Below are 20558 nucleotides of genomic sequence, written 5' to 3' on the forward strand. Positions count from 1 at the left end.
TTCCAGTAGCTTCATCGGGTTTAACTTACAGTGCGACACATCAAACATCGGTTTAGTGTGCCGCATTGTCTTTTGGTATAAGGACTTAACGCAATACACAGAACAACGTTCAGGCTTGCATAGATGCTGTATTTCCTGCGCAAAATGCTTTCCAAACTGAATATTTCTTATTGCCAGGGGAATTTTAAACGCCTAGAATCGCACTCACCCATCTTGCAATTTCGCTCATTATTCTCATCGCCCCAATTAATCTCCTTTCGTTAATTCGAGGCTTTAGGCACATGTTGAGTCGCAAGTTGAATGGGTTCACGCTCGTGGAACTCCTAGTCGTTATCGCCATAATCGGCGTCTTGATCGCCCTGCTCTTGCCTGCGGTTCAGCAGGCCCGCGAAGCAGCACGGCGAATGCAGTGCACCAACCATATGAAGCAGCTTGGGCTGGCAATGCATAACTATCACGATACCTTCGGCCAACTGCCCCCGTGCAATTCTGACCTGACGGGCTCGCAGCGTCGCGAGTGGGGCTGGGCTCCACGCATCATGGCCCACATGGAACAAACCGCGATCTTCGATCAGCTTGAATTCGAAAAGCCGTCGTGGGACCGCCCGAGCACCTGGGATGTCTCGATGATGGACGATCCGAGTGTAACCTGTAACTACAAGTTCATGCGTATGGAACACCCACAGTTCCACTGTCCTTCTAATTCGCAGAATCATGCGGCCGACATTCAGCACGACTTCGTAAGTGACTGGGAAATCGCGGAATCAGATTATGCTGCCAACATCGGCGACTACCCCAACGAAACGGGCATCGCCGGCGTCGGCGTGACGGCTACCAACGCTGGTAACGATATCCTAATTCCGCGGGGCGTAATCGGCACCTTGGACTATGGCGCGAAGTTCTCAGAAATCACCGATGGTCTATCGCATACTTACTTACTGGGTGAATGCGTTGGGGCCTGGTCGCATTGGCAGAACTGGGGTGCCGAGTGCTTTGCGAACACGGCTTTCCCGATTAATCATCGTAACCATGAATTTCTTACTGGTAGCCTTGGTCCAACGGTGACGCATTGGCGCGAGAACATCAACTTTCGCAGTTTCCATCCCGGCGGTGCCAACTTTCTTCTTTGTGATGGCTCGGTTCGCTTTTTGCCAGAAACGATGGATGGTGCCGCCTACCGTGCCGGTGCCTCGCGCAGCGGTGGCGAAGTCGCTCAAGGCTTTCAATAACCAGGAAACCAAATAGCTTCTTTCACAAATCATCCTTAACACAAGGATACGAGCATGAAATACTCGGAATGTTTCTTGGTTCCGCTGGGAATGGTAGCAGTGTACCTGGTCGCTGGAGGCTGCTCACATCAGTCGAATTTGGGAAGCGTGCACGGTACGGTGACCTATGACGGAAAGCCTCTTAAACGTGGTGCGATCATCGTTGAAGTGGAAGGAAATCGCCCTTCCCACGGGCAGATTGAAGACGGCCAGATCCTTAACCTGTCCACGTTTACCGCCAACGATGGCGTTCCGGTTGGTGAAGCCAAAGTCGCTGTGAACTCGTTTGCCGAGCCTGACTTGGCAAACCACTTAGCTGCCAATCTTCCCTCAGATCGACCTCCGGAAACAGGCAACATCGTTTCCGGAAAGAACCAGATTCCACTGCGATATGCGAATCCAGCGACCAGTGGCTTGACCGCAACGATTAAGCCTGGGGAAAATGATCTTAGCTTTGACCTGTCAAAGTAAACAACTCAAGCGAAAAGCGATCAGCCCCTTCGACTGATCGCTTTTTTTGAGCGGTTTCCAAGACCGTACTTTATTGCAACTCAATCGTAACCGCCTTCAAACGCCCGCCAAACTTGAACGGCACATTGTACGTGTCGTTTATCGGCGTGCCGGTATCGAAGCCAATATCGGTCGTTTCGTCGGGCGTCACGCGATTGGGGATACTTTTCTCAACGCGTCCCTTGCCAACAACCTGATCGTTCGCGTAGAGCGTGACATTGGCACCGGCAAACGGCTTGTCCGCATCCGTGACGTACTGCATCTTCAGCTGGACTTTTCCGGTGGGGATCTTTTCGTCCGAAACGACCGTATAGCGATCGACACCGGCCAAATTGTAATGGTACATCAGTTTGCCGTCCTTCACGTAAAATCCGTACCCGCAGAACTCACCCCTTTGAGTGAACAATACGCCGTCGGCACCGCCATCGGGCACGACGACATCGGCGGTAATCGTGTGGCTCTTGTGCTTCAAGTCGGGGGACGAACCCTCCGTCAGGCGAAGCAAGTTCGGATAGACAAACTTGTCTCGTCCTTGCGTAAAACTAGGACGGTTGTCGACGGCCAGCCTCGCCGTCTTGCGATCATCCAACGACAACACGTTGTAGCGAGAAGCTTCGCGAAAAACAGCTTAACCAAGTCCTTAAGCTTTTCCGGCTCTTGCTTGGCTAAGTCCTAGGCCTGGCTAAAACCTTCTTCAACATGATAAAGCTCCCATGGCATTTCCAGCAGATTTGCCGGCGGGTTCTCAGAAACCCAAGGCACACCGCGCAGTGCGCTGGCCATCCAACCATCGTGGTAAATACCCTGATTTCCGAGCATTTCAAAGTACTGCGTGGTACGACGGCCTTCGGCTTTCGCGTCGTCAAACGAGTAGGCCATGCTGATCCCCTCAACCGGCTTCAGAGCGATTCCATTCAACTGAACAGGAGTCTCTACGCCCACAATCTCGAGAATCGCAGGATAGACGTCGATCACATGGTGAAACTGATCACGCACTTCACCGCGTGCCTGGATTCCTTTAGGCCACGAGATCGCCATCCCATTTCGTGTTCCGCCAAAGTGGCTGGCAATTTGTTTGGTCCACTGAAATGGCGTATACATCGCCCAAGCCCAACCAGCCGGAAAGTGATTATAGTGCTTGGCACTGCCCAGCGTGTTGTCGAGTTCACCCATTTCGTCGATCGCATCGACCACACGCCCCACTTTATTATCGGCATGCGCGGTGAAAATCGATTCTGAAAGCGTGAGAGTTAATCACTGACCCACTGATCAAGATAGCGTCTTGGCAACGTTACAGAAACCAAATTCGCGAGAACTTCAACCTGGTGCCGGACTGGCAAACCTTGCTCCTCCTACCTTTGATGCGTTTTGCGTTGATGCATCGGAAGGAGATCTCTTACTGCTGCATGGCGTAAAGAAGAATATTGGTAGCGATCCTGGCGGCATCTTCCTTGATGTACCCTTTGCATTGCAAAGAAGCGCCGCTTTCCATCGCGCAGCTCAAGTCGTTCGGGCTGAAAACAACCGCCAAGCGATTGTTGATGAACAGGCCTTCCAGTTCGGGGCTCGATTCACGACGGACCGACTGGAGGCCCCCTTCATTACTATTGCGTGTTTGAGGATCGTTGAGCGTAACGTTAGTAATATCGAAACCGCCATACCCGTTTGATAACATCGGGTGGTCGATCGGTATCGCTTCCAGCTTGGCGTCGGGGAAGATTGCTGCGATCTCGCGTCGAAACGCGGCCGTAAATGGCCTACTGGCACAGATTGAATCGGCGAAGAGGAAGCCTCCCCGCTCGATGTACTCTTTCAGGTTCTTCCGCTGCTGGGAATTGAAACCAAAATCACGCCGGCCATGCATAAACAAGATCGGGTAGAACTGGTGGGAATCGTCTTGCAGCGCGACCATCGGTTTTTCAACATCGAATCGCAGGTCAAGCTGTTCGCCAGCAACGCGAACCATATTGGCCAACGCAGCCGGGGCATCGTCCGAACCGCCCAGGTGCTGAATCTTGGCGACCTTCAAAACGTTGCGGCCTAGCTCGTCCTCGACACCGCCGTCGGTCGTTAGTTCGACCCGTTCTAGCTTGTCTTTCAGTTGCCGTCCCGTGGCATAAGCTAACACGTTGGCACCCATCGCGTTGGCCGCTTTCACTTGGCTGCGGACCTTGATCGAAATGCTTTCGTCGTCAAGAAAACTGCGGCTGCCATAAAGTTCCCAATAGCAGCTTAAGTCTTGCGGCGTGTAGACCACGCTCGTTCGGCAACATGCATCGAGCCCCCACAGCGGAACGGCGAAGTCAGGACTGACGGCCTGCTCGGCGAACCACACCGGATGATCGGGCGGCAACAGACGGAAAGTACTATCTGGTAAAATTCGCTTGAGCATAGCACGGAAGTCGGTGTCGAACTTCTGACCGCCGCAGCCAGCTTCGGCAAAGATGAATCCGCCCCCCTCGACATACTGACGCAGCAGCTCTTCTTGCTTCGGCGTGATCTGAAAGCCATCTTTCCCGCTGATCCAAATCACCGGAGATTGCAACAGATCTTCAGCGGTCTTGATCGCGTTCACATCGACAACTTGCCACGTCATCTTCTGCTGCCAGAGCCCTTCAACGTGGCGATTCAAATTGTTGAGGTCATGTCGATGCGGGTTCCAATCTTGGTTGGCCGTGTAACGCAGTTTCGAGACCAGCACCGGGCGGCGTCCCTTAGCTAGAAAGAGCAACGCGAAACTGGTCGAAACCAACGGATTGCTTTGCTCGACGACGCCGGTCCCTTTCCAGGTTCCATCCAGCGAATCTTGCCAGGCCACCAACAACTCGGCCCCTTCGCGATACCAATCGTGCGTTCCGATAAAACGACGCCCACTCAACCGTCCAACACGCTCGATACCATACAAGTAATAAAGTAGAGAATTACCGCCGCCGCCTCCCTCTGATGGATTGGTTCGCAGTGTGATGTTGCGTGCGAGCCAGTCGAAACCGCGATCGACCGAACTGTCCTTCTTCAGCGGCATACAGCAGTTAACGTGGTCGCCGTTGATTTCGGCGTCACCACTTTCCAGCCTTTTGGTAGTGATAATCATCGAGGTAATGCCGGCACAGGTCATGCTTCCAGTACCAGGAGCATTGGGCAGATATCCCCATGATCCACTGCCGTTTTGCATTGAATCCCAGCGGAGGAAAGCTCGACGCCAGGTTTGCTCTTTCACGGTGGCTCCGTGTTCGGCCGCTTCGTCCAAAGCCAACAATGCAAACTGACTATTACTGTTATCGCCACCGCCTCCCCCTTGTCGCGGGGAACCATACGACCAAAGCCCAGCTCGTTCGCCAGATTCGATCTGAAAGCTTTCCAGAAGTGCCGCGTTCGACTTAATCAGTTGCAGGTCTTTCTGCGGATCGACTGCGCAGAAAACCATTGTCTGGAGTGCCAACGCGTAGGTCTTATCGGCCCGCGTACTACGCAAAGAAGTGAGTGCTTTCTGGATTGCCGGATCATCTTTCGCAACGCCTGCTTCTAAAAGTGCCAAGGTGACTAGCGAGGTCACCCCGCCCTTAAATTCTGCGTAGTCCTGCCAGCTTCCGTCTTGTCGCTGATTTGACTTGAGATAACGGACTGCTTTATCCATCGCGTCGCGGACATTTTGGGGAGTCACCCCACCGCGCGCAGCGGCTCGTTGCGCCTGAACAGCCGGCACAATCAGAAAGATCGCTGCAATCAGCGTGCAGTAGCTAGTGATTCTCAGTGGGAACAAACGAGAGCTCCTCCGGGACACGTCGCGTTGGCTTCTTTTCATCTTACGTCTGCCTGCGGTGGGCACAAGCGAAATGCAGGTACGTTGTTTCCATCGAAGCACGTTTCTACAATCACTTGGCAAGGCGGAGGGTTTTGCTGGAAAGGAACCAAACCTTTTCCCCTGCGTAACTTACAATTACCCGGCTAATCAATTTAATTGTCGACATCCGGTCCCCTCTCCCCAAAGAGGCGAGGGAACCGGATGTCGACCGATACCAAACATAGCGTCACTTAATCACCATCGACGATCCCCCATCTGAGACAAGGCGTCTATTGTGGGCAAAACCAGAAACCTGGGCGAAGTTCTTCAAGAGTTCAAACAACAACGCATCGTCATGCAGCAGGAGCTGCAGAAGGTGATCGTCGGCCAGGACGAAGTCATCGAGCAACTCTTCGCGGCCATTTTTACGCGCGGGCACTGCTTGCTGGAAGGGGTGCCAGGCTTGGCGAAAACGCTGATGGTAAGCACGTTGGCTAAAGTGCTCGACATGCAGTTCAAGCGAATCCAGTTCACGCCCGACCTGATGCCATCGGACATTACCGGTACCAACGTGCTGGAAGAAGACGAAGATGGCCGCCGCAACTTCCGCTTTGTCGAAGGGCCTGTCTTCACCAACATTCTGCTGGCCGACGAAATCAACCGCACGCCACCCAAGACCCAGGCCTCGCTTCTGCAAGCGATGCAGGAACACGAAGTCACCGTCGGCCGCGAGACGATGGACCTGCCAGAGCCATTCTTCACCATCGCCACGCAAAACCCGATCGAGCAAGAAGGGACCTATCCGCTGCCGGAAGCCCAGCTCGACCGATTTATGTTCAACATCATCATCGACTACCCTTCACTGGACGAGGAAGAAAAGATCCTCATGGCCACCACACGGCAAGAGAAGGTCGAAGTCCGCAAGGTGTTTAGTAGTCGAGCGATCCTCAACATTCAAAAGCTCGTCCAATCGGTGGCCGTCAGCGAATACGTCATCAAGTATGTTGCCAGGCTTGTACGGGCAACGCGGCCGCGCGATGCCGAGGCCCCTGCTTTCATCAAGGAACTGGTCGACTGGGGTGCCGGTCCGCGTGCCGGACAGAACCTGATTAACGGCGGCAAAGCGATCGCTGCCATGGAAGGCCGCTTTTCGGTCGCCATTGAGGACGTGAAGAAGATTGCCATCCCTGTGCTGCGGCATCGTATCGGCACGAACTTTCAGGCCCAGGCCGAAGGGATGACCAATGTCGACATCATCGAAAAGCTGCTGAGAGAAGTCCCGGAACCCAAAATCGAAAAGTTTGAACGTTGACCAATGCTGAAAGTTATCTGAAGCCAGAGGTGATCCGCCAGATCTCGCGTCTCGATCTGCGCGCCCAGTTCGTGGTCAAAGGGTTCTTGCAGGGGCTGCATGCCAGTCCTTACCACGGGTTCTCTGTCGAGTTCAGCGAACATCGCCGCTACGAGCAGGGAGACGACCCGAAGGACATCGACTGGCTGGTATACGCCAAGACCGACCGATATTACATCAAAAAGTTTGAAGCGGAAACAAACATTACCGGCTATCTGGCGATGGACTTGAGTCGTTCGATGGCCTACACGTATCGCCAGGAGATGACCAAGTTCGACTACGCGATTAGTCTGGCCGCCGCGTTATGCTACTTGATGGTCCATCAGCAAGACCCGGTCGGCCTGGTGACGTTCGACACGAAAATCCGGGCCAGTCTTCCCCCAAAATCGAAGCGAAAACAGCTGGGCGATATCCTCTCGCTCCTGGCCAATTTGAAGCCGACCGGCGAGACTGATATCGCACATAGTCTTTCGCAGTTGGCCGCGATGCTGAAGCACCGCAGCGTGGTGATGATTTTTTCGGACCTCCTGGCCGATCCTGACGAAGTGATGAAAGCCATCTATCAGCTGCGTCACCGCAACAACGACGTCATCTTGTTTCACATTCTGGATGAAGCGGAAGTGACGTTCCCGTTCGACGGGATGGTCGAACTGGAAGATCCGGAAACCAAAGAGCGGATGAAGGTCGACGCCAGCAACTACCGCAAAGACTACGAGAAAGAGGTCAAGGCGTTTCGCGACAAGTATCGCCAAGATTGTTTTCAGGCCGGGGTCGATTATGTGGAACTCGACACGAGCATGCAGTTCGACAAAGCCCTGACCGAGTACCTCATCAGCCGCCAATCAAGGTTTTGATCTATGCAGTTCGCCAACGTCGGCCTGCTGCTGGGAGGCCTACTTGTGGCCGTGCCTGTCATCTTGCATTTGGTGATGCGGCAGCAGCCGAAACAACTCGAGTTTCCTGCCCTACGTTTCGTCAAGCAACGCAGCGTCCAAAATACGCGCCGCCTGCAACTAAAACATTGGGTGCTGCTCGCTCTGCGGTGCTTGGCCGTGCTGGCTTTGGTGGCCGCGTTGGCCCGCCCTGGCGTTGCTTCGGCAGCACTTGGCCGGTGGGTGCTCTCGGGCTCGCTCAGCGTAATTCTGTTGATTGGCGTCTTCGTTTCCCTTGCCGCCTGGCTGGCCGGCAGTAGCCGCATGTTGGCTTATATCCTGACCGGTATCACCGCGATGGTAGGCATGGGCGCGTTAGTCTCAGCACTGATGGCCATGTCCAGCAGTTCGGGGCCCATTGTCGGAGAGCAGGAGGCCCCGGTCGCCGCGGTAATCATCTGCGACACATCACCGCGAATGCTTTACCGGCACCAAAATCAAACACGATTGGAGAAAGCCCAAGAGCTGGGAATGTGGCTTACTTCGCAGTTGCCGGAAGACAGCCAGATGGCCGTTCTCGATCAGCGAACCCCGTCGACGATATTCGCGCCTGACCGCGGAGCCGCACGTCAGGTACTCCAGCGACTGGAGATCGCCGTGGGCGGGCAATCCTTGATCGAGCTAACTCAAAACGCGCTCGAGATGCTGGAAAGCAATGAGCTTGCTCGCAAAGAGATCTACATCCTGACGGACCTGGCTGCTCCGGCTTGGGATACCAACCAGGCCCAGCGTCTGAAAGCCACGCTCGCCGAACAACCGGACATTCCTCTTTATATTATCGACGTGGGTGCCGATGACGTCCAAAACGTCGCCATCAGCGACCTGGCATTATCAGCCGAGAGCATGCCGGAAAACCATGACGTCACGCTACAGGTCGAAGTCGTATCGGATGGAAGCAGCCAGGCGCAGACACTGGAAATGTTCGTGGAAGAGGTCGACGACAAGTTACCCATCGTCGAGAACGGCGAACTGATTGCCCCTGCAGCTACCCGTCGCAATCGCCAGACGATTGAACTAGCCGACGACGAGCCACGCAGCGTGAGCTTTCGGCTTACCGGACTGGAAGCTGGCACGCACCACGGCTGGATCCAACTGGTCGGCGAAGATGGCCTAGGGGCCGACAACCGGCGTTGGTTTACCATTGAAGCCCGCTTGCCGTGGTCGATGCTGGTCGTCAAGTCCGACAACGCGGTCAGCGATCGCCTGGTCGATGCGTTGGCCCCGCCCAGTTTCCGTGAATCGGGACGTGCGGCTTTCAAGATCGATGTCATCTCACAAAGCGAACTGACGCCTGCCAAGATGGAGGCCTATCAAGCGATTGCCCTCTTGGACCCGGCTCCGATGCCTGACGCGACTTGGCAGGCTCTTTCCAGCTATGTCAGCCGCGGCGGAGGCCTGATGATGCTTTTGGGTCGCGCTGCAGTGAAAGCAGACTTCAACACTGAAGCCGCTCAAAGCATTCTACCAGGGAAGCTGTCGCGGCAATGGCGGGCAGGTAACCGTGAATGGTTTCTAGCCCCTTCCGAATATCAGCATGCAGTCCTTTCTCCGTTTCGCGGCAGCGGGGCGTCGGTCCCTTGGCGCGACTACGCGGTCGATCGATTTTGGTCTTTCGATGAAATGGACGACGACATCAACGCGATCGTCCCGTACAGCAACGGCACGGCAGCTTTGATCGAACAACGGATCGGCGATGGGCTTGTCCTAACGCTGACGACCTCGGTCTCAGATCCGCGCGGCGATGCGTGGAACAAATTGTTCACGGGGCTCGATACCTGGCCGTTCTTCGTGTTATGGAATCAAATGGCGAGGTACGTCGTGCAAGGCGGCGACAATCACTTCAACTATACCGCCGGCGAGATGGCGACGCTGAAAACCGAACCAGGCAACGAGACGGCGACCCACCTGCTGTTCACCCCCAACGGCATCGATCCGCAGGAAGTCGTTCCGGATTCCGGCACGATTACCATTCCCTTTACCAGCAGCCTGGGAACGTATCGCGTGCGTCCATTGAGTGGCGGCAAGTCGATGGGCTTTAGCGTTAACCTTCCACCGTATGCCACACGTATGGACAAGCTGACCGAAGCCGACCTGGATGACCTCCTCGGCCCGGGCCGTTATCGTTTGGCTCGCCAGCAAGAACAGATCGTCCGCGAACAAGGCAAGGCCCGCTTAGGCGTACCGCTGTTCCCGTGGCTGATGCTGATCGTGGTGATCGTCTTCGGCCTGGAGAATGTATTGGCCAATCGTTTTTACCGACAAACACCTAGCGAAACTTAACCACTGAAGAAGAAGAGCAACCACGAATTACACCGATGGTCACAGCTCTTCCTTTTCCTAAGCAAGAAACATGTCGTACTGGTACCTGCAACCTTTGGGCGAAAGCTATCTCCTGGTGGGGATATTGGTCTTCGCGCTGGTTGCGCTGTTGGTACTTCGGCCACAGTTTCAAGGACTGACTCCTCAACGGCATTGGCTCCTCACAGGGCTTCGCTTTGCGGTGATCTTGCTGATCGCTTTAACGCTGCTTCGTCCGACGTGGGTTCGCTCGATCAAAGAGACTCAGAAATCGCTGCTGGTGTTGATGTTCGACTCGAGCCGCAGCATGACGGTGCCGGACGCAGGCGACGGCGTCCCGCGCTGGGAAGCTCAGAAACAAACACTTCAGCGTTTAGCCCCTGAACTAGACGCGCTCGGCGACGACATCGACGTCGCCATCTATCAGTTTGATGAAAACGCCACGCCGCTTGAATCCACCGACGGCCAGGTCCAGTTCCCCAATAGCCCCGACGGGCGCTTCACTGACATCGGCAGTTCGATTGCCCAGGTTATGCAGCAAAACATCGGCAAGAAGCTGGCCGGCGTGATTCTTCTTTCGGACGGAGCCCAGCGGGTTTATTCGCCCCAGGTCGAAATGCAGCAAGCGGCACGCGACTTAGCGAGATTGGATACGCCGCTACACACCGTCACCTACGGCAAAGCGATCGATCCTTCCCAGGCCCGCGACGTCGCCGTAGAAACCTTGGCCGACCATTACACCGTGTTCGTGAAAAACGAACTGGCGATTAAAACCTCGGTCCGCATTCAAGGCATGGCCAATCTACCGGTCCCGGTACAGTTGATCATGGAAGATTCCCAAGGCCAGAAAACCATCATCGAAACGCAAGAGATCACCACGTCTAAGGTCCAGGAAACACTCGACGTGACCTTTCGCTACACGCCGCAGCAATCGGGACAGTTTAAGCTAAGCATTCTGGTGCCTGATCAAGACGGCGAGCTGGTCACCAAAAACAACGTGCTGAGTGCTTACTTGAATGTCTTGGAAGGGGGACTCAAGCTGCTGTATCTGGAAGGACGCACGGTCGATCGGCCAGAGCAAAAGTGGCTGCGTCAGGTCGTTGCCGAGTCGGCCGACATGGAACTCGACTTCCGCTGGATTGATCGACGACGACGCAATCAGTGGCCGGTCAATTTGACCGAAGCTATCGAAAAAGGGAAATACGATGTCTATATCATTGGCGACGTCGACTCGTCGGCGTTAAGCCCCGAAACGATCGATCTGCTGGCCCAGCAGGTTGAAGAGGGCAAAGGTCTGATCATGCTTGGCGGTTTTCATTCCTTCGGGGCTGGCGGCTACCAATCCACTATCTTCCAAAACGTGCTGCCGGTCGAGATGAGTCGCTTTGACCGGCAGGACTTCGATGCCCCAATCCGTACCGACATGCACCTGCCAGGGCCGATCACGATTGTCGCCACCGAGAACCACTTCTTGTCTTCGCTCGGAACCGATGCCGAAGGAACCCCGGCTTTGACGGCCGTGCCGGGGCTGTCCGGGGCCAATAAAGTCACCGGACCTACGCAGCGGGGAATAACGATCCTTGAAACGCAAAGTGGCAGTCCGCTGCTGGTGGCCGGCGAATATGGTCTCGGTAGGACGCTGGCCTTCACCGCCGATAGCACGTGGCGGTGGGTTATGGCCGGCAAGAGCGACATCCACAAACGCTTCTGGCGGCAGATTATCTTGTGGCTGGCCAAGAAGGATGGACTCGAAACACGCGATGTGTGGGTCCAGCTAGAGCAGCGGCGGTATGTCCCTGGGGCACCGATTCGCTTTACGGCGAGTGCCAACTCTCAAAGTGGCGAGCCACTGCGCGACGTGACGTTCGAGTCGACGCTGATCTCTCCTGACGGCAGCCGCACGAGCATTCGCACGCTTCCCGGAGATAGCGTCATTGAAGGAAGTCTCGACGCCGGCGAAGCGATGGGAGACTACACCATTGAAGTCGTCGCCAAGCAGAACGGCACGAGCGTTGGCACCGGCCTGGGACGCTTTTTTGTTTATGATCAGGACCTGGAACTGAGCGACCCTTCAGCCAGGCCGTCGCAGTTGGCGGCGTTATCCGCGATCACCAAAGAAGTCGGCGGGCGAACCTGGACGCCGGAAGAGCTGCCGCAACTGCTCGATCAAATCAAGAACCGCCCACCGGAAACCGAAGTCGAAGTGCAAACCAAGTGGACCTGGCCCGAATCGGGACGCGATAGTTGGATCAACCTGCTGCTGATTGTCGGTTTGCTCGGCTGGGAATGGTATCTCAGAAAACGGTGGAGCATGGTCTGACGTAGGGTTATATTGTGGCCTCTACCTCGACTTAAATGTTCCCTAGGAGGCAAACCGTGTCAGACGATTGGAACGCATATCTCACGCAGATCGAAGACTCTATTGCTTCGATTCTATTGGACATGGGTATCGTCTCCGATGTTCCCGATCCGCAGCGCAAATGGCTTGTCCGGGTGCTGATTCCTCTCCAGCAACCCGATGACTACGGGCTGACATCAAATGAGGAATTCGCCGCAATCCAACCTTTAGAAGAAGGCATCGTCGAGACGATTGAGGAAGCACTCGATGCGGTCCATGTTGGCTGCATGACACACAATGGACGGCGGGATATTGTGTTCTATAGCCCAACGTTTGAAGGAATCGACGTGGCACTTGCTCCGGTCATGCAAGAGCACACCACGTACGAACTACGAAGTGGCTACCAAGAGGATGCAGAGTGGGGTTTCTATTTTGAAATCATGTACCCCACTCCGTACGAAATTCAGTCGATGCAAAACTGTTCGGTACTTCACAACCTACTCGAGGCCGGAGATACGCTCGAAAAAGAACGCCTCGTATCCCACTGGGCCTATTTTCCAAGCGAACAATCGCGAGCGCAGTTCATCTCGTCGGTCCAGGAAAAAGGGTTTCAGATCCAACAGGAAAACCTGCGAGAAGAAGCAGAGCAACCCAATCCGTATGGTGTGCAGATCGAGCGTGTCGATCATGTCGATCAAGCTTCCATCGACCAAGTAAGCATTGAACTGTTCGATCTGGCCCAGTCCCTAGGCGGCACCTACGACGGCTGGGAAACGAAGGTCATCAAAAGCGAGTGAGAATACCGCGGCGGATCCCCCTGCGACAAGGGATCCGCTCACGGCTTCTGCTGGAGAGAATGGGGGCGATGCGAGCATCGCGTTGGTTTATGAACCGGGCCGCTTTAATACCCGGCGGAGTTCGTTTGCCTTGAGCAACAGTTTGATGACGGCTCCATCCAGCTGACGTCCATCCAGGAGCACGCGTCCGGTAATCTCGCTGGCTGAGTTACCGCATCCGGAACACAACATCAGCACCAAGGCCATCCCCACACTGGCTTCCACAGGGTTCCGAGTCATCAATTGCAATCCTCGATCGATCATGGCTGACTTACCTCGTTCACGGCCAAATACCGCGATTTAAGGATCGATTTTAAGACTGCCGGGATGCTACGAGGACTCAGCGTCCTGTCCCTAAACGGGAAGCTCAAACTCGGATCGAGCTTACTTCGAGTTCCAGCCAACATCCCCTCGCTTTGCGGAAATTGTCCCGCTTGAAATGGGTGCCGTGAAAGCTGGCTGGCGCTGAGCGCTGGCAAGCACGTCGCAAAATGCTAAAGAAAACGTTTTCACAAGTCATGGTTGATACCGAGTATCAATATCGCTATAAACTAACAGAGCGTTAGCCAGTGTCAACGACATCAGCGAATTTTCCTCGGTTCCCTTCCCGCTTCGTATGCCTCGAAAAGCTTTCGCATGAACACCTCGGATCAAGACCAAAAGGCACCCACGCCTACGCCTGAACCTGCCACGCTATTAAAGCGCACCATCCAATCCGAAGAGATCATGGCCGGTGAAAAAGAAGTTTGGATCCAGCACGGCGATGCGGTTTATCGTTTGTGTGAAACCAAGTCAGGGAAGCTCATTCTACAAAAGTAGAAGGCGCCGACACGAAAGGACGTTCGCGTCCAGAGCGCAGCCGTTGTCGATAATACTGCAGTCCGGGGATGAAGAAACTGGCCGCCGATACGACACCAAAGAGGAGATGGGCCGCATCAGGGTACAAGGCCATCGGCACGCTGCACGCAAACAAGGCCATCGCCTGAAAGTAAAACCAGCCTGTCAGAATGCCTCCCTTGATTAAGAAGACCATTCCCGAAATCACCGCCAACAGCGGCGATAGCTCGAGGGGTGCCAGGCCCAACAGCCATTCGATCGGAAAAAGACACGCCACGCCAATCATGCCGGCGCCCCAGACGTGTGCAATCTGACGCTCGACAAACGTGACCGGGCCCATTCTTCGTCGCAGATACCAGAAGCATCCGGCCCAGATTCCAGAGATGACTGTCCAAATAGCAATGTAATGCCAGCGATGACCGTCGTTGTTCCACTGTAGAATCTGTGTCATCACGCAGCAGATAAACAGAACCAAGCTGTGCCACATCCATAGCAGGCCCCAATTCTCGAGAACCTGGGCGTTGTGCGTCTCGCGAAACAACCGGGAAACAACTTGGAAGAACTGACCGCTGCGTGCCGAGATAGCCTCGTCGTTCAGGTACGCTTCAAAATCCAGGCAAAGCATCTGCGCATCGGGATATCGCAGGTCCATCGGTTTCTGCAGACAGCGCAGCGTGATCATCTCTAGATCGCGATCGACCTTTGGGTTAACCTGATGCGGAAACGGTGGATCTTGCTCTAGCACCTTCAGCAGCACGTCGACTGGCGTTCTCCCTTGAAAAGGAGGCTGCCCGGTAATCATGGCGAACAAAATCGTTCCCAAACCATAGACGTCGCTACAAACCCCTACGGCCCCCCGGTCGCCGCTGGCCTGCTCTGGGGCCATGAACGCTGGCGTACCGATGATTGCCCCGCTACGCGTAATGCTATCGACATCGCTGGTCACCTGCTTGGCAAGACCAAAGTCCGTGACCACAGGGCGATCATTTTTATCGATCAGGATATTGGACGGCTTTAAATCGCGGTGCAAAATCCCATGCTGATGGGCCTCGTGGACCGCACTCGAGATGATCCGCATCATCCGCGCCGCTTCCTTTGCAGGCATCGGCCCACGCGTCAGCCGCTGCGCAAGTGTCTCTCCTTCAATGTACTTCATGCTGAAGTAATATCGTCCGTCGCGGTGCCCCACTTCGTACACTGGGACAATGCCAGGGTGGCTCAATCGTGCGGCCGACTCGGCTTCGGCCAGAAAGCGGCTCAGTTCGTCCTCGGAAGCAAGCTGCGCCTTGAGGATCATCTTCACGGCCACAATGCGGTTCAGACTTACCTGCAGTGCTCGATAAACGACCCCCATCCCACCCCGGCCGATTTCCTCGAGCAGTTCGTAGTCTCCAAAGCGAAGCGGAAGCTTTAACTGGGAAAGCTTCTCGGGGATCGGTTCGTCGCTTACGCTGGGGCTCGTAATTGAAGCATTGAGCGCCACGGCATCAGCTAACATCACCGCGCCCCACACTTCTTTCAGATCTTCGGCCAGGTGTGGATACTGCGTGGCGACGGTATCCAGGTCGACCATTTCACCGCGATGCACGCGCTGAGTCAATTCGTCGAGAAGCTCGGCCAGTTGTTCGTCGATTTGATCCCGGTCGGTGGCCATGCTCTCGCGTTGACTCAAAGAAGAATTACTCGTCGACGGCCGTCGGACCCAATAACGTTCGCAAACGGCGAATGGCCCGCAGATATCGCATACTGGCCGCCGCTGGGCTCAGATCGAGCGCCGCGGCCACATCCTGGTTCGAAAGCTGCTCGAAGTGTCGCATAATTACGACTTCTCGGTCTTGATCGTCTAATTCTTCAATGGCGGCTTGAAAGCGGACGTGCAGCTCTTGCATGGTCGCGGCCGCCCCGGGCGTCGTATTCTGGTCGCACAATTGAGCAGCCAAATCGACCGACGACTGATCCATATTGAATCCGACGTTCATATTTTGTTCGCGGTCGACACTTCGTTTTCCGCTAACCCGATGACGGCGATGGGCATCGATAATTCGATCTTTGGCCATGTGCCGTAGCCACAGATGGAACGGCATTTTCGGGTTTTCCAGATAATCGGCCAACCGGCGATTGGCATCGACCAGAACCTCTTGGACAATATCACTAGCGTCGACGCGTTGCTGAATCCGCTTATCCAGTCGCATTTCGATCATTCGGCGAAGAGAATCGCGATGACGCTGTAAAAGGGCATCCCGAGCGGAAGTATCCCCGTCTCGGGCACCTTGAAGGAGCTGCTGCGTTTTGTCAGTTTCCGGCCACATATATTTATTATTTTGAACGAGGGGGGCCTCCAGCAAGCCACCAGAATAGAATTCCGGAGGAACTGCCCCCACATTAACCGATAAAACCTGCCAATCTGGTGTTAAATCGCAACCGTTCTGTTAAAAAATCGGTGCCCAGCCTAAATCGTTTTGGCAGGTCATCTCGTCTAACTATCCGTAAGGGCCCATTGTGGAGCAATCGCGTCGCGCAAGCAGTACCCCCCCTGCGGAAAACCGTGGGGATACGCTGGAGACCCATTTTTCGGGTCTTCACGGGGAACTATTGGGTACGCTGTACCACTTGTTGGGCAATATGGATGATGCTCACGATGCCCTCCAAGAGACTTTCATCAAGTGCTGGCGTCACCGTGAACAATTACCCGAAATAGAAAATGTAAGGGCGTGGATCTTCCGCATTGCCGTGAATACGGGTCGCGATATGCGGATGACAGCCTGGCGACGCAAACGTCAGGCATTAGGTGACGAGCAGCAAGTCGTTCCCAGCAAAGAGCCGACTCCCGAATACCACGCCCACAGGTCCGAGCAAATGGAACGTTTACGGATTGCCGTATCTGAGCTCCGTGATGAAGAACGGGAAGTCTTCCTGCTTCGTCAGAACGGTGACCTCACGTACGAAGCAATCGCCGAAACGCTTTCCATTCCCCTGGGAACTGTCAAAACCCGCATGCGTATGGCCCTCTCGCACCTGAGAGAACACCTAGCCCCCCAAGAGTCACCACGGAAGAATCCTTTGTAAGCTATTGATCCTCAATTGAATTAACCTAAACCTAAGCGAATCCTCAAAACCGAATTCGGGAACACCTCGACCCAACAGAATCGAACGTAGTAAGAGAGCAATGGACGAACGCGAACAAATCCAGCAGCAGATGCTGGAACTGATATACGGCTTACTCTCGGACCAGCAGTCCGCAGAGCTGGTCGATCGTATCAGTTCCGACGGGCAGTTGGCACGCGAATATGCCGAGCTCAAGGAACAGACCGAACTGCTGGCCGAAGTCACCCAGGCCAATACGCAGCCTCCCAACTACGACGACTGGAAACGGCAAGCAGACGACGATCGCCCCACACCAAGCACTCCGGCGGCCATGTGGGCTTCGCGCACGCTACAAGTCGTCGCGGCCCTGGCAGCCTGTTTACTGATTGCGGCGTTCGGCTACCCGATGCTAAGCATCGACCAGCAAGACCAAACGCTCGCGTTCGCTCAGCAGAAGGAACACTTGGCGAAAAACTTCCTGAGCGTCTCGGTCACTGGGCCCTCGTTAATGGCGGCCGAAGTTCGCAACGACTTCTTCGTCTCGATTGAAGACGCCGATTCGCAGCCGGTCGACGCCGAAGTCGAGTACACGTTTAAGAATCCGGAAGGGGCGACCGTTTACTATGGCCTGACCACGGCCACCAATGGTCAAGTCGTTTGCCAGATTCCCGCCGACGAAGTCTCGTATGCTGCGAAGCTTGAAGTGGTGGCCCGGCACGAGCAAGCGAAGAGCACGCTCGACATCGACGTGAAGGCCGCCCCCCCCAAACCAATCGCCGTTCTGCAAACCGACCGCGAAATCGCCGAGCCAGGCGAAATGGTCAATTTCCGCGCCGTGGTGCTCGATCCACAAACCAATCGCGACCAGTCCGCGAATGTCGATTTCGTTTACAGGCTTCCCAATCAGCGAGGGCTCAATCACATTGCCAGCGCCGAACGTGCGACGCTTCAAGGGGTTGCTCAAGGCCAGATGCAAGTTCCAACGGCCAATGACTTCGACAATGTCGAACTGGGTATCCAAAGTCCTCAGCTACAAAACAACTATCAGCAGCGTGCGTTGCCTATCGCCGATGCCAGCGCGAAAGACCCAGCAGGCCTAGCTCGACTTAGCACTCGTCAATACGGCGCCTACCAGGACAACACTTTCGGTGCTTACGGCGGCGGTGCGCCCTCGCAGATTGCCGCCAGGCCGGAAGGTGGCAACCTGGTCGCAGGCGTGTCGAATCGCTTGCGATACTTGGCCACGCGCGATCAAGCCAGCGGCAATCGCGCTCGGATGCAGGTTCGTGGAGCGGAAGCCAAGCAGGTCGCCGAGACCGACAAGCCGGATCAAGACTATGGCTACTTCGACTTCGTCCCGCAGCCGATGCAGGACTACACCGTGGAAGTGGTCGAAGAAAATCAGGCACCGCTGGAAGAACAAATCGCCCAGGCCCAGTCGCTACCGGCCGCGATGCAGATCAACAACGGAGTCGCCCCTGCGAACCAGCCGCTGGAAGTCGAAGTCCGCGTTGCTCAAGCCAACAGCACGCTGGCCCTGGTCGCCAGTGACGGACACAACACCATCGGGCACAACCTCTGGGATGTCGGTGTTAACGCTCCGATCACACAGCCGGTGCAACTCAACTTGCCAGCGGAAGCCAGTGGTGCGCAGCGAGTGCAGCTCTTCAGCGTGCCTCAGCAAGACGACGCAGGAGACTCGGTCGCCGAGCCGCAGCTGATCGCCGAACGAATCATCTATCGCATTCCCGTGCAGCGTTACGATATCGACGTCGAAGGCCTGCCGGCACAAGCCGATCCGGGGCAAAGCTTGAACGTGCAGGTCAGCGTGACCGACGAATTCGACAGCCCCGCTCAGGCCACTCTGGGTGTCCAGATGGAACGCGTGACCGACTTACTCCCCCGGTCGCAGCAGCCGCTGGGTCTGGAAGGAGAATGGTTCTTTAATCGTCGCGTGCAAGTTCCAGCCACCGCTGCAGCCCTTCCAGAAAACATCCGCGATCTCGAACAAGACAGCGTCTGGTTCGATCAGGTCCTGGCCCTTTCGACGTGGAAGGAAGAATCGGTCGGACCGACTTCCGATACCTCGGAGATGACCGCTCGTGTTCCAGAGGAAGCGGACACGGCATCGGCTGCAACGCAAGCCAAGTTGCCAGTCATGCGACGATCCAACAAAAAGATCGTTCAGTCGGAATACCAAACCGCGCTCGCCGCCGTGCATGCCGATTGGGAGTCGCAACTGGAAGACATTCGCCAGACGTCGAGTTGGATGCTGACCGTCGCTGGCGGAATCTTGGTGGTCTGTTTGATTGGCTTGGCCGTCGTTCAAGGCCTGCCGAAGATTGGTGTTTGGGGGCCAGGCCTATTGGTCGCCTTGGGAGCCGTACTGTGGGGAATCTTCTCGCTCAATCTGGCCCTTCCAGAAATGAACGCCCCTTCGGCGAGCCAGACTGAGATGGTCGCTTTGAACGATGCCATTGAGAAGCGAGAGACCCCACTTGCGAAGGCATCTCAAGACCTGCCAAAGGAACGCCAGGCCGATGGCGCGGTCATCCCGATGGCTGACGACAACGCAGCGGCTTCATCTTTTGCTGCTGGTAGTATGTCCGCTAACGCTCCTCAGATTCGCCCTGCTGTCGAACTGCAACGCAATGGCCAACCGTCACAAAAAGCTCAAGTCGAACTGCGATCGGGCCCGGCCCGCTTTGCTCAGCCCACGGCCGGAGGCATGCGAGAGCCCTCGAATGATGCTCCCGGCGGATCCCCCCTGTCGGCTCCTGCTAACGCAAGTAACGCCGAAATGCGAGGTGCCGGCATGGAAAGCTTTGGCGCGACACCGCGTTTGATGAGATCGCAACCAGAACCTTCGCCCCAAGCGGAAGCTCCTGCGGATAATGATGCCAACGATCCTCAAGCCGATGCGGTAGAAATTGAGTCCGCCGAAAGCGTGATGGGGCGTTCGGGCGATCCACAGAGCGAAACCGAAACGCTTCGATCCGAACCCGTTCTTTGGCAGCCTCGTTTGACGACCAATCCCGACGGCCAAGTCAACATCCCGGTGCAATTGCCGCGGCAGCCTGGCCGGTATCGCCTGCTGATCGACGCCCATGGTTCGGGACGTTTAGGCACCGTGGTCCGGTACGTTGAGGTGCGGCTGCCTAGCCTCGCGGCTCCTGTTCCGGCCGCCCCTAAGAAAGCTGCGAACTAACAGCACGCCAGCTGTAGCGGTTCTGCGGATCGCATCGGCTATCGGCCGATCGCGAAGACACATTTCCCGGTGGCTTCTCTCCTAACCGCTTCATCGCGGCTGACAATAGAGAAAC

16 protein-coding genes are annotated in these 20558 nt (G+C 55.6%); 10 read left to right on the top strand and 6 right to left on the bottom strand.

Annotated elements, in window-relative coordinates; all coding sequences use genetic code 11:
* Positions 1-281 precede the first annotated feature (281 nt).
* Both HOV93_RS01750 and HOV93_RS01755 read left to right on the top strand, forming a co-directional pair.
* Complete coding sequence (locus HOV93_RS01750) at positions 282-1229, top strand: DUF1559 domain-containing protein (protein ID WP_207394715.1); 948 nt, start codon at positions 282-284, stop codon at positions 1227-1229.
* 54 nt (positions 1230-1283) lie between these two features.
* Positions 1284-1739, top strand: a complete 456-nt coding sequence (locus tag HOV93_RS01755) for a hypothetical protein (protein ID WP_207394716.1) — start codon at positions 1284-1286, stop codon at positions 1737-1739.
* Between the two features lie 70 nt (positions 1740-1809).
* On the opposite strand, the gene HOV93_RS01760 is transcribed toward HOV93_RS01755, so the two are convergent.
* The 3 genes from HOV93_RS01760 to HOV93_RS01770 all read right to left on the bottom strand — a co-directional run bounded on the left by HOV93_RS01760 (position 1810) and on the right by HOV93_RS01770 (position 5538).
* Positions 1810-2367 (bottom strand): hypothetical protein, encoded by a 558-nt coding sequence (locus HOV93_RS01760; protein WP_207394717.1) that lies wholly within the window; start codon positions 2365-2367, stop codon positions 1810-1812.
* 83 nt (positions 2368-2450) lie between these two features.
* Complete coding sequence (locus HOV93_RS01765; protein ID WP_207394718.1) at positions 2451-2972, bottom strand: sulfatase-like hydrolase/transferase; 522 nt, start codon at positions 2970-2972, stop codon at positions 2451-2453.
* A 202-nt stretch (positions 2973-3174) separates the two neighbouring features.
* Positions 3175-5538: a DUF4159 domain-containing protein gene (locus HOV93_RS01770; protein WP_207394719.1), complete on the bottom strand. Its 2364-nt coding sequence runs from the start codon at positions 5536-5538 to the stop codon at positions 3175-3177.
* A gap of 376 nt (positions 5539-5914) precedes the next feature.
* On the opposite strand from HOV93_RS01770, the gene HOV93_RS01775 reads away from it, so the two are divergent.
* From HOV93_RS01775 to HOV93_RS01795, 5 genes are all read left to right on the top strand, one after another.
* Entirely contained in the window at positions 5915-6871 is a 957-nt protein-coding gene (locus HOV93_RS01775; RefSeq protein WP_207395027.1) for an AAA family ATPase, read from the top strand.
* Entirely contained in the window at positions 6868-7764 is an 897-nt protein-coding gene (locus HOV93_RS01780; RefSeq protein ID WP_207394720.1) for a DUF58 domain-containing protein, read from the top strand. The genes HOV93_RS01775 and HOV93_RS01780 overlap by 4 nt, the downstream gene beginning before the upstream one ends.
* Positions 7765-7767: 3 nt before the next feature.
* A complete protein-coding gene (locus tag HOV93_RS01785; protein ID WP_207394721.1) occupies positions 7768-10122 on the top strand; it encodes a vWA domain-containing protein in 2355 nt (784 codons plus the stop codon).
* Between the two features lie 70 nt (positions 10123-10192).
* Positions 10193-12460, top strand: coding sequence for a glutamine amidotransferase (locus HOV93_RS01790; protein ID WP_207394722.1), 2268 nt, complete (start codon positions 10193-10195; stop codon positions 12458-12460).
* Between the two features lie 56 nt (positions 12461-12516).
* Positions 12517-13275, top strand: coding sequence for a DUF695 domain-containing protein (locus HOV93_RS01795; RefSeq protein WP_207394723.1), 759 nt, complete (start codon positions 12517-12519; stop codon positions 13273-13275).
* Between the two features lie 87 nt (positions 13276-13362).
* Here HOV93_RS01795 and HOV93_RS01800 read toward each other — a convergent pair whose 3' ends face one another.
* Positions 13363-13554: a hypothetical protein gene (locus HOV93_RS01800; protein WP_207394724.1), complete on the bottom strand. Its 192-nt coding sequence runs from the start codon at positions 13552-13554 to the stop codon at positions 13363-13365.
* Between the two features lie 396 nt (positions 13555-13950).
* On the opposite strand from HOV93_RS01800, the gene hemP reads away from it, so the two are divergent.
* A complete protein-coding gene (gene hemP / locus HOV93_RS01805) occupies positions 13951-14133 on the top strand; it encodes a hemin uptake protein HemP (protein ID WP_207394725.1) in 183 nt (60 codons plus the stop codon).
* Here hemP and HOV93_RS01810 read toward each other — a convergent pair.
* On the bottom strand, positions 14117-15805 hold the full coding sequence (locus tag HOV93_RS01810; protein WP_207394726.1) for a serine/threonine-protein kinase: 1689 nt from the start codon (positions 15803-15805) through the stop codon (positions 14117-14119). The genes hemP and HOV93_RS01810 overlap by 17 nt on opposite strands.
* 25 nt (positions 15806-15830) lie before the next feature.
* Entirely contained in the window at positions 15831-16460 is a 630-nt protein-coding gene (locus HOV93_RS01815; protein WP_207394727.1) for a sigma-70 family RNA polymerase sigma factor, read from the bottom strand.
* Positions 16461-16743: 283 nt separating this feature from the next.
* Here HOV93_RS01815 and HOV93_RS01820 point away from each other — a divergent pair, with 283 nt between their 5' ends.
* Both HOV93_RS01820 and HOV93_RS01825 read left to right on the top strand, forming a co-directional pair.
* Positions 16744-17217, top strand: a complete 474-nt coding sequence (locus tag HOV93_RS01820) for an RNA polymerase sigma factor (RefSeq protein WP_235989681.1) — start codon at positions 16744-16746, stop codon at positions 17215-17217.
* Positions 17218-17317: 100 nt separating this feature from the next.
* Positions 17318-20443: a hypothetical protein gene (locus HOV93_RS01825; RefSeq protein WP_207394728.1), complete on the top strand. Its 3126-nt coding sequence runs from the start codon at positions 17318-17320 to the stop codon at positions 20441-20443.
* Positions 20444-20558: the final 115 nt, after the last annotated feature.

The organism is Bremerella alba, assembly GCF_013618625.1.
GTDB classification, from domain to species: Bacteria; Planctomycetota; Planctomycetia; order Pirellulales; family Pirellulaceae; genus Bremerella; species Bremerella alba.